The following is a 13,195-nucleotide window of genomic DNA, read 5'->3' on the forward strand; positions in this document are numbered from 1 at the left end:
ATATATTATGACTTTGGTAATTTGTCTTATAGGAGCGCTCTATAGAACAAAACTCTCTTATTCCTTAGCTAAACTGTCTATTAGAACTGCCCTATTGGACAATTTCCTCTTTGATCGTAGCCTAACTGTCCATTAGAACTTCTCTATTAGACAATTTCCTCTTTGATCGTAGCCTAACTGTCCATTAGAACGGCCATATTGGACAATTTCCTCTTTGATCGCAGCCTAACTGTCCATTAGAACCACCCTATTGGACAATTTCCTCTTTGATCGCAGCCTAACTGTCCATTAGAACTGTCCTATTGATCAAAAACCCCTTGCCTTCTAATAACTTGTCCAATAGCAACAAATCATCCTGCTCTCCCGACCAACCCCAACCCCGACCCCACTCCAAAAACAAAAAACCACAGAACACTATTTAGCATTCTGTGATTCTTTTAAATTTTTTAAGATAAAATAACAACCATATTTCACCGCACGATTGCGGATTGCTTCCCTAGTTCCTCCGAGAGTAAGTTTTTCCACTACCGTCGGTCTTCCCTGAATAGCAACCCCAACATAAACGGTGCCTACCGGCTTACCTTCCAGCTCATCCGGACCTGCTACACCAGTGAAACTGATCCCAATATCAGTACCTAATAATGAAGCTCCATTTTCCGCCAGCTCTATAGCACATTGTTCACTTACCGCACCATCGTTCTCAAGCGTTTCTTGTCTCACTTGCAGAATCTTGTGCTTAACTTCATTTGAATAGCAAACCACTCCACCTTTAAAAACAGAACTAACACCGGCAACCGAGGTTAACTCCTTCTGGAACAATCCCCCAGTTAAACTTTCCGCAGCCGTAATCGTTAGGTTTCTTTCTTTTAAAACTTTTGTCAGTTCAGCTAATAATGAAGTATTATCATATCCATAGATATACTGACCAACACGTTGACTAATTGCTTTTTCCACTTCATCCAGCATGGACTGGGCAAGGTCCTCATCTACGTGTTTTGCCGTTAGGCGCAGGGTCACTTCCCCATCACCTGCAAGCGGAGCAATCGTAGGATTACTTTGTGCATCAATGATATCGATAATTTCCGTTTCCAATGCCGCTTCCCCGATTCCAAAGAAACGCAGTACCCTAGAAACAATTTTCTCATTCGCTGCATCTTTAGAGGTCAGGGCCTTGCAGCCATATTGACGAAACATCGGTTCCATTTCCTTTGGTGGACCAGGTAAAAGAATGTATGTGTTACCGTTTGTCTCCAGTACCATTCCAGGAGCCATCCCGTGGTCATTTGGAAGGATGTGCGAGCCTTCTAATACTAATGCCTGCTTACGATTATTTTCCGTCATAACCCGATTGGTCCGTGTAAAATATTGCTCAATAGATTCTAATGCCTGTTGGTCCATCACGAGATTTTTACTTAGATGACGGGCAATGGTTTCTTTGGTTAAATCATCCTTGGTCGGTCCCAACCCACCAGTAAATATAATGATGTTCGCCCGGCCCTCTGCCGTTTCAATGGCAGAAAGCAGCCTATCAGGATTGTCCCCCACAACTGTATGAAAATAGACGTTAATTCCAAGGTCCGCTAATTGCTGTGAGATAAATCGAGCATTAGTGTTCACAATTTGTCCGAGCAATAACTCCGAACCTACTGCAATTATTTCAGCATTCTTCAAGCCTATCCCCCCTTTAAAATATCGGCAGTCCTATTTTGAGTTTTTTAGTACATGGCTGTTTTTGGCAAAATAATCCCAGCCAGACCAAATCGTAAAAATCATCGCTACCCATAATGATAAAATATCAAATCGAAACGAAATCACTTCGAAAATTATATTATGTAATAAGAGTGAAGAAATGGCGATAATTTGTGTCCATGTCTTAATTTTGCCAAGCATATTCGCTGCGACAACCTCACCTTCACCTGCGAGTAACAGGCGGAGTCCAGTAACCGCAAATTCTCTGCTGATAATAACGATGACTATCCACGATGGTGCATAGACATCAGGAAGCTCAACGAGAACAATTAATGCGGCTGATACTAGTAATTTATCAGCCAATGGATCGAGGAATTTCCCCATATTCGTTACTAGGTTATATTTTCGGGCATAGTGACCGTCCACCCAGTCTGTACATGAAGCGATGATAAAAATAAGTGCACCAACAAAATGAGTTACAGGTAAGTCTGCCCCTAGCAGATGCATGTCCCCCCAATCAAAGGGTACGAGCATAATAATTAAGAATAATGGAATTAAGAGGATCCTTGATACCGTTATTCTATTAGGAATATTCATATTTTTTTCTCCTTATCATTGAAAAAGTGAAAAATAGCCATCAGCAGATGACTATTCATTCTTCAGAACATGTTGTATCTTGATGTTCTGAACATTAGCTGTTGCTGGTATAGCGTACTCGAGCTTTTGGTCATTCACATAAATATCTGTATTTGCAGCGTTTCCGATTCTAATAATAGCCATCGTTTCTGCAGACAAATCTTGTGTTTGACTTTCAGTTTTTCCTTTTATTAGCATTCCTTGGAAAAAGGTTTTCTGTTTTCCATTTTTAATGCTAACCCATGTTTGTCCTTTTGAAACCAGCTTAACGACAAATTTATCAGCATTCTTCAAATCATAGGTAGAGGTATTGCCCTGTGTTTGAACAGCTGTTAACTCCTGCTTAGGTGTATCCGCAGGCGGGGCCGTTTCCTCTTTTGGCTTAACTGTTTCTGCTTCTTTTTTAGTCTCGTCTTTTTTTGCTACTTCATCCGCTTTAACTTTTTCAAGTTTGGTTGATTTTTCAAGTTTAACCTGCTGTGTATCATTGCTGATGGCTTGATTCTTATTATTCCCAGCATGGTTGGAAATAAAGTAATATAAAAGACTAGCAATGCCAATAACAAAAACACCTATTAATACCTTTGGCAATACATCAAATACTTTAGAATCCCCTTTTGAAATCGCTTTGTGCGTTTTCACTCGTGATAATTGATGTATCTCATCATTATGGGAGGCTGGGATTTCGTTTTTATAGGTTTCAAAGATTTCATCGGGATTTAAATCGAGTGCTTCTGCATATTGCTTAATAAAAGCCCTCACATAAAAATTCCCAGGCATGCTCGCATAATTTCCTTCTTCAATCCCTACTAAATATCGCTTTTGAATTTTGGTTATGGTCTGAAGATCGTCTAAGCTTAAGTTTTTAGCTATTCGGGCTTCCTTCAATCGATTCCCTAGTTCCGTCACCTTTAACACCTTCCAATTTATTAAAAATCAAAATCTCCAAAATCAGATCCGGAGAACATATTATGCTGGTCAACGACATCGTAGGTTATTTCCTCTTCGGCGTCGTTGCGAAGTTCAATGATATAATTGAAATCGTCTAGCGTGTACTCTGAGTTCTGCACAAAGATATCAGGATGCTCAATCACTTTAACGGCAGGCAAGCGCATAATTTCACGTACAAGCTGCCAGTGCCGTTCGTTAGCACGTCTAGTAGAAACAATTCCATCAAGGATAAACAAATTGTTGGCGTTATATTCATCCTCAATCAGCTGATTACGGATCGTTTGTTTTAATAAAGTCGATGAAACAAACAACCAGCGCTTATTAGCACAAACACTTGCTGCAACGAGTGATTCTGTTTTACCCACGCGAGGCATCCCACGAATACCGATTAGTTTATGGCCCTCCTGCTTAAATAATTCTGCCATAAAATCAACTAATAATCCAAGCTCATCCCTTACAAACCGGAATGTTTTTTTGTCATCAGCGTCTCTTTGAATATAGCGGCCGTGTCTAACCGCCAGCCTGTCACGCAGTTTTGGCTCTCTTAGTTTTATTAGTTTTATTGTGTCCATAGTATTTAAAATTGACTCAAGCCGTTTTATTTGATCATCATCTTTTGCTAGGATTAATAATCCACGCCTGCCTTCATCCACACCGTTTATGGTGACAATATTAATTGCAAGCATCCCTAATAACGAGGAAATATCACCCAAAAGACCAGGTCGGTTCTTCTGAATCTCATATTCTAAGTACCATTCTTTTTTCATTAATAAAAAACCCCCAAAAAGAAGTTTCGACAAATTTTTTATACTGTCACGTCTAAACCTTATAATAAATGATTTTGATAGAAGATGAAAGGAAAAACAATGAATATGATATATTTATTAAAAATCTTAGCGGAGAGACGATCATGTTTGCAAAAACCAAAAAGAGAGGAGACCCTTAGGTCCCTCTCTCTTAGCGTGATCCGTTATTTGAAATTAATTTTACCATCATGTTAGCAATTGCTTGCTGTTCTTGTTTATCCGCAACAGACCAAAGATCTGCAAGAATTCTTTCCTGTTCATTTTTCGGCTCTACTTGGTTTGCTAAGTAGTCACCAATTTGAAAAGCAAGGTTATTAACAGCACCTTCACTCATGCCTTCGCTTTGTGCATGATGTAAGCGATCCGCTAAGAAGTCTTCCCACTGTTTCCAGTTTTCTAAAACAGACATTGTATTCCCTCCTTTAGAATAGTACAAGGTTATTTTGCGAAAAAGCACCCTGAACTATTCATTCTAACAATGAAATTTTTCTTAAGTGTACCAACCGCCATTGACCGACAGCACCTGACCTGTCATATATGAAGACTCATCAGATAGTAAAAAAGCTGCACTGGCAGCAATTTCTGCAGGCTTTGCCATTCTTCCCATTGGAATATCAAAGGAAACCTGTTCCAGTTCTTCAGGTGTGAAGCCTTCCATCATAGGCGTATCCACAGCACCTGGGGCGATGGCATTTACGCGAATTCCATTTAAGGCCACTTCTTTACTAAGCGCTTTTACAAAGGCGATTTGGGCCCCTTTTGCGGCGGAGTAGGCTACTTCACATGCAGCACCTGTCTGCCCCCAAATAGAAGTAACCACAATAATATTCCCTGTCCGTTTGGTTAATAATTTAGGTAATAATTCCTTGGTTAGCATCAGGGGATTTAGGACATGAATATTCAATAACTCTTCGGCTTCGTCATGCTTTAAATCAACCAGCAGTCCATAATGACTTTTCCCCCCGCAATGGATGATGGCATCTAAGGAAAAGATGTGCGGCAGAACAGACTGATATCCATTTGCGGCGGAAAAGTCAGCCTGAATGGGGATATATTCACCGCCATATGGTTCAAGCTTGTTTAGTAAATCCCTGATCGATTGTTCGTTTTGATTGTAATGAAGATACAAATGATAACCTTTTGCTGCTAAATTCATAGCCACCGCTTGTCCAATTCCGCCACTTGCTCCCGTTACTAACACATATTTATTCAATTACATCACTCTTTCATTTAGTAAACCCTAGCCCACCAATTTCACAACAAAGAAGCGCCGGGTTACGACGCTTCCTCGCCTACTTTTGTTTTGGTATTACTTGGCACACCGAGAATCGTTCCTCTGAAATGACTTCAGAAGCTAATGTTTGTAAGTCCTGCAGGGTTATTTTTTCGAGCGTTGGCACAACGTCGAATAAATTCATATCATTAAACGCATACCGAGTAAACTGGTTTGCGATATATTCAGGTGAATTTACAGCCCGCAAAAAAGCACCAATTTTCTTCTTTTTAGCTCTGTCTAACTGTTCATCATTAAACACACTTCCATGCTTTGCATCAAGAAGCATTTGTTTCAGCCTGTCAGATAATTTATCCGGCTCCGCCGTATCTCCTCCAACCATCGCAAAACCAAAGCCTTGTTCCTGCGTATAGTCGTAGGAAAAGGTTTCGTCGACAAGACCCTCGTCATAAAGCTTATTATAGTTATCGGAACTTTTACCAAACAATAAATCGAGCAGCACATTCATGGTTAACTCGTTTTTAAGCAGGACTTCGCCAGTCTGGTCTACATGAAGGGCCTTAATTCCTAAGAGCGTTTTGGAGGTTTGCACATTCATTTGAAGGACCTGTTTCTTTTCTGCAGCCTGCGTCGGCTCTTCTTCAAATTTTCGTTTAATCTCCGGCATATCCTTATAATCTTTTTTGGCCTGATTCTCTCTCACTTGTGTCATTATTTTTTCTGGGTCAACAGGACCAACAATAAATAACAGCATATTGCTTGGGTGATAAAAGGTATTGTAACACTCATATAGCCAATCTTTATCAATTTCCGCAATCGATTCAATTGTTCCAGCAATATCAATTTTCACTGGGTGATTTTGATATAAATTCTGGATTAAGCCAAAGTATAACCGCCAATCAGGATTATCATCATACATTGTAATTTCCTGACCGATGATCCCTTTTTCCTTTTCAACTGTTTTTTCAGAGAAATAGGGGCTCTGTACAAAATCAATCAATGTCTCTAAGTTTTTCTCCACATCAGACGTACTAGAAAATAAATAAGCAGTACGTGTAAATGATGTAAACGCATTGGCCGATGCCCCTTGACGGCTAAACTGCTGGAACACGTCGCCATCTTCTTTTTCAAATAGTTTATGCTCAAGAAAGTGGGCAATCCCATCTGGGACCTTGACATACTCGTCTTTGCCAAGTGGAACAAAGGTATTATCTACCGAACCATATTTGGTTGTAAAGGTACAATAGGTTTTATTAAAACCTTTTTTAGGCAGGATATATACATTTAAGCCATTAGACATTTTTTCATGAAAGAGTTCTTCTTGAAGCTGGTCAAAAGTAATTTTCTCCATTATTTGCCCGCCTCCGTTCCCGTTAAGAAATAAATCGTATCAAGCTGAATCTTTTCTGCCACTGCTGTGATTTCTTCCTTTGTCACTTTATTCATTTCATTCATCCACGTATCAAGAGAAATCGTCGTATCTGCAACCACATTATGATACAGAATTTCAGTTAAGCCTCTGGCCGTGTCAACTGTCTCCATAATTTGATTTTGGATAACTGCTTTGGTTTGCTCTAATTCCTGGTCGGTAAAATCTCCTTTTTTCATCGCATCCATCTGTTCATGAATGATTCCGACTGCCTGGTCATAGTTTTTTAAATCAATCCCTGACATGACCAGCATTAAGCCTTTATGGCTCTCAAGCCGGCTCGCTGCATAGTAAGCAAGACTGGCCTTTTCACGAACATTTATAAATAGTTTAGAATGTGAAAAACCGCCAAAAACCCCATTAAATACTTGAAGAGCAAAATAATCAGAATCTCCATAAACGATATTGGTCCTGTACCCGATATTTAATTTACCTTGTTTAACATCCTGCACTTCTTTTACTTCATTCACATTCGTTCTTTGGGTTGATTTTTGGGTTTGGATTTTTTTCGGGGTACGATTTCCAAACTGTAGTAACTGGCCTGCTAGTTGTTTTACTTCCTCTTCTTTCACGTCACCAATTACATATAGATCCATTTCATCTTCTGAAAAGGCCTTTTGATAATATTCGTATAAATTTTCCGGTGTGATTGCATCGACATCGCTGGCTTCCCCATTTACCTGGAGGGCATATGGTTCGTCTTTACACATTTCTTCTAGAAGGCGGACATTGGAATAGCGCATTTTATCATCGAAAACAGATTGAATCCGAGATTTGAGTACTCGTTTTTCCCTTTCCACTGTTTCCTTATCAAAGGCATTTCCGCTTGCATTTGGATTAGTTAAAATCTCTGACAACAGTTCAAATCCTTTTTTCAATAGCGGTGCAGGGTCGCTTAAAAATTTTTCATTGGCTATTTCTAAGGATACACTCATCACATGATATTCACCTTTTTTGGCCAAATCAACATAAAGAGTTGCTCCATATAGCTCATCTAAATAAGAGCGTAATGCTGCAGTGGAAGTATGTTTGGCTGAGCTGCTTTGTAATACATGAGGGAGCAGGGCTCGTTTCGTTACATCTTCTTTTGTTAAAGGTGCTTTTATTCGCCAAACGAATGTATTGGTCTTATACTTTTCGGTTGCAATGACATGGAGTTTATAACCCTGCAATTCTGTGATTTTTTCTGCAGTTGAGTCCATTGTAATCCTCCTTTTTCTAAAGGGCTTACTTATAATATGTAAACATTTTTCTTTATATCTTTCCCTCTTGTAAAAAACCTATACTTCTTACTATAATTTGCCAAGCCCGTACAACACAAGAATTTACTTCTATTTTTATTAAAAAAAGAAGGTGTCCCAATTTTTAGGGCGCACCTTCTTTTTTATGCATTAAATTAGTCTGTTGATTTCCGTTCCAGGCACTTCGCTTTCCGCGGGCGGAACGGGAAGCCTCCTCGTCGCTTCGCTCCTGCGGAGTCTCCCCTGCTCCGTACTCCCGCAAGAGTCTTCGCGCCTTCCGCTCCAATCAACAGAGTGTGGAAAAATTATTCATTAACCACCATTTGGGTCAGCCTCTTCCATTTACCGACTACCTTTAATATAATGGGTACCACTTGCTTTTGGAGCATCGGCACGACCGATAAATCCGGTTAAAGCGAGGACAGTTAATACATATGGAGCAATTAACAGGTAGACATTTGGAATTTCTTTTAAGAACGGTAAACTTGAACCAATAATACTGATACTTTGAGCAAAGCCAAAGAAGATCGCTGCACCCATTGCCCCAAGTGGATGCCATTTACCAAAAATCATTGCTGCTATTGCCATAAAGCCTTGTCCACTAATCGTAGAGTGGCTGAAGTTAGAGGTAATCGATTGAGCGTATACTCCGCCGCCGATTCCACCTAACGCTCCTGAAATGATAACACCCAGGTAACGCATTTTTGTAACGTTAATCCCCATCGTATCTGCCGCCATTGGATGTTCCCCGACAGACCGAAGACGAAGACCAAATGGTGTTTTATACACGATGTACCAAACGATAATCGCCACAATAATAGCAAGGAATGATGTCCAATAAGTGTTTTGGAAAAATATTTTCCCAATAATCGGGATATCTTTTAAAATCGGAATATCAATTTTGTTAAAACCTTTGTTGATAATATCTGTTTCACCCTTATCATAGATAAGCTTGACAAGGAACAAGGTTAGACCTGTTGCTAATAAGTTAATCGCCACACCGGAAACCGTATGGTCAGCACGGAATGTGATCGCTGCGACAGCATGTAACAATGAGAATATTGCACCTGCAACCATAGCAACTATAATCGCTAGCCACGGGGTTAAGCTGCCAAATGTATCTACAAACGTAAGGTTAAACACAATCGCAGTGAAGGCTCCAACTACCATTAACCCCTCAAGACCAATGTTTACAACACCTGAACGCTCTGAAAAAATACCGCCTAATGCAGTGAAGACAAGTGGAGCTGCCCATAATAAGGTGGATGGAACGACGATGATTAAGATTTCCATTAAGCTCACTTACTTCACCTCCTTTTTACTGAATCGATCAAGAAATACCCTTATTATATAACTTGAAGCAACAAAGAATACGATCAAGGCAATAATGATATCAACCAGTTCATTTGGAACTCCAGCTTCAAGCGGCATATTTAATGCCCCAACTTTTAATGACCCAAATAATAACGCCGCGAAAAATACCCCTAATGAAGTATTGGCACCAAGTAACGCAACCGCAATCCCATCAAATCCAACACCTGTGAAACCGCCTTTGACTGTGGCATAGCCAAAAGTACCTAATCCTTCCATTGACCCTGCCAACCCAGCAAAGGCACCAGCAATAACCATAGAGAGGATAATATTTTTGTTCACACTCATACCGGCATAATGAGCTGCATGCTGGTTAAAACCGACAGCACGTAATTCAAATCCTCTTGTTGTTCTTTCAAGTAAAAACCACATAACAATACAACCGATAATAGCAATAACAATACCCCAATGGAGTCGTGAATAATCCGTAATACTTTGTAACCAGTCCGATCTTAATGATGCAGAATCCTTGATCATATCGGTTTTATCTTTATTATCCGTGATGATATTTTTAATAATGTAATTGGAAACATGTAAGGCTATATAGTTCATCATAATTGTAACGATTACTTCATGAACACGGAAACGAGCTTTTAAAAAGCCAGGAATGAATGCCCACAAAGCCCCTGCTGCCATTGCCGCTAAAATGGCTAGTGGTAAATGAATAACTTTTGGAAGATCAAAGGCTACTCCCACCCAAACCGCTGCAAGCCAGCCGACTAGAAATTGTCCTTCTACCCCGATATTGAACAAACCTACCCGAAAGGCAAAGGCAACAGCTAAACCAGCTAGTATATAAGGTGTAACTTGTCGTATCGATTCCCCGATATAATACGATTCACCAAAAGCCCCATTCCACAGGGCCGAGAAAGCTGCCACTGGATCATAACCGCTGATAACCATGATAATGGTACCAACGATAATACCTAATACAACAGAAATAATTGGTGTTAAAATACTATTAAAGCGTTTAAGCATGGGAGTGTTCACCTGCTTCCTTTCTATTTGACCCAGCCATCAACAAGCCAAGCTCCTGCTCAGATGTTTCTTTTGGATTGACGATGGCGACGATTTTCCCCTCATAGATAACAGCAATTCGGTCACTCACGTTTAGAATTTCATCCAACTCAAATGAAACTAGTAAGACGGCTTTACCATTGTCACGCTGTTCAATGAGCCTTTTATGAATAAATTCAATTGCCCCTACATCTAGGCCGCGTGTAGGCTGTGCTGCAATTAACAGATCCGGATTCCGATCTACCTCACGGCCAATAATCGCCTTTTGCTGGTTTCCACCGGATAAGGCACGAGCCAACGTATATTCGGTTGGTGTCCGAACATCAAACTCACTGATTAAGGTTCGCGCTTTTTTATAAATTTCTTTAAAATTTAGGACCCCGCCTTTTGAGAATGGCTTTTTATTATATGTTTGCAACACCATGTTCTCGCCAATTGGGAAGTTTAAAACAAGGCCATGTTTATGACGATCCTGAGGGATATGGCCAACACCTGATTCTGTAATCTTCCGAGGTGTTTGGTTGATTAATTCTTTTCCGTTTAATTTTATGCTTCCATTTTCCGCCTTACGTAATCCAGTAATGGCCTCAATCAATTCGGTTTGTCCATTCCCATCGATACCCGCGATACCGACAATTTCTCCTGCTTTAACAGTTAAATTTAGGCCATTTACAATATTGATACCGCGTGAATCTTTGACGACTAAGTCCTGAACAGATAAAACATCCTGTTGTGGTTTAGCCTCTGCTTTTTCTGTTTTAAAGGTTACTTCACGTCCAACCATTAAGCTTGCCAGTTCATTAGGATTTGTTTCACTTACATTGACAGTCCCAATCCCTTTACCTTTACGGATAACCGTACAGCGATCTGCCACTTCCATAATCTCTTTCAATTTATGGGTAATGAGAATAATAGATTTACCTTCTTTTATAAGCGTTTTCATAATTTGCATAAGTTCTTTAATTTCCTGAGGTGTAAGTACAGCAGATGGTTCATCAAAAATGACGATCTCAGCGCCACGGTATAAGGTTTTCAGAATTTCGACCCTTTGCTGCATTCCCACGGAAATATCAGAAATTTTTGCTTGTGGATCAACTGAAAGCCCATAGCGTTCAGAAATCTCACGAACCTCTTTTTCAGCCTTTTTAAGATCAATTTTACCGCCAGTTGTGATTTCTCTGCCAAGAATAATATTTTCTGTCACAGTAAAAGTATCTACAAGCATAAAGTGCTGGTGCACCATGCCGATTCCTAAATCATTTGCAATATTCGGGTTGGTGATTTTCACAGGTTTCCCTTTGACCCGGATTTCACCCTGCTCCGGCTGGTATAGCCCAAATAGCACGTTCATTAAGGTGGATTTACCTGCACCATTTTCACCAAGTAATGCATGAATTTCGCCCTTCTTTAACTGAAGGGTAATGTTATCATTCGCAACGAAACCGCCAAATTCTTTACGAATGTTGAGCATTTCAATTACAAAATCCATTTTTCTCACTCCCTGCGATAAGATAAAAGGAAATTTTGACCAATAGTAGTAAGAGGTCAGACCTTTCAGATTTTTAAAAAAACAGGGATTTTATCCCCACTAAAATCATAAATGAAAGGTAGAATATGCTTCTACACTTCAGTTATGATTTCATTAAGAAGGAATAAGCAGGCGGTAAGACCCGCTTATTCCCTTGTTAACTTATTTTGCGCTGAAAGTTTTTAATTCTGCACGGGTACCAGGAACTTTTACAGTACCCGATTTAATTTTGTCCGTCCATTCTTTGACAGCAGTTTCAATAGCGGCTTTATTTGGTGCTTTACTATTGATTGGTGATAAACCAACACCGTCTTCAGCAAGACCGTATAAAGCAACTTTTCCGCCAGGGAAATTGCCATCTTTCGCTTTTGTAGAAACGTCGATAACAGCATTGTCTACTCGTTTAAGAGCGGAAGTTAAAACAACATCTGGACCCATGTTGGCTTGATCACTGTCAACCCCGATTGCCCAAATTTCACGGGATGGATCTTTTTTCTTAAGGTCATTAGCTTCTTTGAATAAACCAACACCCGTTCCACCAGCAGCGTGGAAAACGACATCTGCGCCGGAAGAGTACATTTTTGAGGCGATAGATTGGCCAAGTTCGGCTTTATCAAAGGCACCAGCATATTGAATGTCAACAGTCGCTTCTGGTTTCGCCGCTTTAACACCAGCTACAAATCCTGATTCAAAACGTTCAATAACAGCACCTTCAATACCGCCAATAAATCCAATCTTGTTGGATTTAGTTGTCATCGCAGCTGCAACTCCCGCTAGGAATGATGCCTCTTGTTCTTTAAATAGGATACTTGCAACGTTAGGCTGTTTAACTTCAGAATCAACAATTGCGAAATGCTTATCTTTTTGCTGTTTAGCAATTTCTTCAACCGCACCTTGCATTAAATAACCAATTCCAAATACTAAGTCAAAATTTTGACGAGCTAGTGTATTTAAGTTAGTAGAGTAGTCGGCATCAGATTTTGATTGTACGTAATCATATCCGCCTTTACCTTTTGTCATGTTATTGTCTTTACCAAATTTCTGTAGACCTTCCCAAGCGGACTGGTTAAATGATTTGTCATCAACACCGCCAACGTCAGTAACCATTGCTACAGAGAATGATTTTCCTTTATCAGTTGTTCCACCTTTGCTTGTATCATTGCTTTTTCCACAAGCACCTAAAAGTGTCCCAGCAGCAAGAACTAGTGAAAGCGCCATTCCAATTTTACGCATTTTCAAAGTATTATACCCCCTAAGAATGTTGTTTGATTTAGTAGAAATGTTTACATTTCC

12 protein-coding genes are annotated in these 13,195 nt (G+C 39.9%); all 12 read right to left on the bottom strand.

Annotated features, from left to right (window positions below; all coding sequences use genetic code 11):
* Nucleotides 1-414 precede the first annotated feature (414 nt).
* Nucleotides 415-1,671, bottom strand: a complete 1,257-nt coding sequence (locus ACZ9EE_RS07435) for a competence/damage-inducible protein A (RefSeq protein WP_476026004.1) — start codon at nucleotides 1,669-1,671, stop codon at nucleotides 415-417.
* Nucleotides 1,672-1,701: 30 nt separating this feature from the next.
* The gene (gene pgsA, locus ACZ9EE_RS07440; RefSeq protein ID WP_476026005.1) at nucleotides 1,702-2,286 is read right to left on the bottom strand and encodes a CDP-diacylglycerol--glycerol-3-phosphate 3-phosphatidyltransferase; all 585 of its coding nucleotides are present in this window, start codon (nucleotides 2,284-2,286) and stop codon (nucleotides 1,702-1,704) included.
* A 51-nt stretch (nucleotides 2,287-2,337) separates the two neighbouring features.
* Nucleotides 2,338-3,234 carry a helix-turn-helix domain-containing protein gene (locus ACZ9EE_RS07445; RefSeq protein WP_476026006.1) on the bottom strand — a complete coding sequence of 299 codons (897 nt, stop codon included), beginning with the start codon at nucleotides 3,232-3,234 and terminating at the stop codon, nucleotides 2,338-2,340.
* A gap of 20 nt (nucleotides 3,235-3,254) precedes the next feature.
* Complete coding sequence (locus ACZ9EE_RS07450) at nucleotides 3,255-4,043, bottom strand: DUF3388 domain-containing protein (RefSeq protein WP_476026007.1); 789 nt, start codon at nucleotides 4,041-4,043, stop codon at nucleotides 3,255-3,257.
* A 190-nt stretch (nucleotides 4,044-4,233) separates the two neighbouring features.
* Nucleotides 4,234-4,491: a DUF3243 family protein gene (locus ACZ9EE_RS07455; RefSeq protein WP_476026008.1), complete on the bottom strand. Its 258-nt coding sequence runs from the start codon at nucleotides 4,489-4,491 to the stop codon at nucleotides 4,234-4,236.
* Nucleotides 4,492-4,572: 81 nt separating this feature from the next.
* On the bottom strand, nucleotides 4,573-5,295 hold the full coding sequence (gene ymfI, locus ACZ9EE_RS07460; protein ID WP_476026009.1) for an elongation factor P 5-aminopentanone reductase: 723 nt from the start codon (nucleotides 5,293-5,295) through the stop codon (nucleotides 4,573-4,575).
* A gap of 79 nt (nucleotides 5,296-5,374) precedes the next feature.
* Entirely contained in the window at nucleotides 5,375-6,667 is a 1,293-nt protein-coding gene (gene yfmH, locus ACZ9EE_RS07465) for an EF-P 5-aminopentanol modification-associated protein YfmH (RefSeq protein WP_476026010.1), read from the bottom strand.
* Nucleotides 6,667-7,947 carry an EF-P 5-aminopentanol modification-associated protein YfmF gene (gene yfmF / locus ACZ9EE_RS07470; protein WP_476026011.1) on the bottom strand — a complete coding sequence of 427 codons (1,281 nt, stop codon included), beginning with the start codon at nucleotides 7,945-7,947 and terminating at the stop codon, nucleotides 6,667-6,669. The genes yfmH and yfmF overlap by 1 nt, the downstream gene beginning before the upstream one ends.
* A 381-nt stretch (nucleotides 7,948-8,328) precedes the next feature.
* Nucleotides 8,329-9,288 (bottom strand): ABC transporter permease, encoded by a 960-nt coding sequence (locus ACZ9EE_RS07475; protein WP_476026012.1) that lies wholly within the window; start codon nucleotides 9,286-9,288, stop codon nucleotides 8,329-8,331.
* Nucleotides 9,289-10,335, bottom strand: coding sequence for an ABC transporter permease (locus ACZ9EE_RS07480; RefSeq protein WP_476026013.1), 1,047 nt, complete (start codon nucleotides 10,333-10,335; stop codon nucleotides 9,289-9,291).
* On the bottom strand, nucleotides 10,328-11,863 hold the full coding sequence (locus ACZ9EE_RS07485) for an ABC transporter ATP-binding protein (protein WP_476026014.1): 1,536 nt from the start codon (nucleotides 11,861-11,863) through the stop codon (nucleotides 10,328-10,330). Before ACZ9EE_RS07485 ends, ACZ9EE_RS07480 begins: the two co-directional genes overlap by 8 nt.
* Nucleotides 11,864-12,064: 201 nt before the next feature.
* Nucleotides 12,065-13,141: a BMP family lipoprotein gene (locus tag ACZ9EE_RS07490; RefSeq protein ID WP_476026015.1), complete on the bottom strand. Its 1,077-nt coding sequence runs from the start codon at nucleotides 13,139-13,141 to the stop codon at nucleotides 12,065-12,067.
* Nucleotides 13,142-13,195: the final 54 nt, after the last annotated feature.

The sequence above is a fragment of the Bacillus sp. URHA0034 genome (assembly GCF_056280405.1).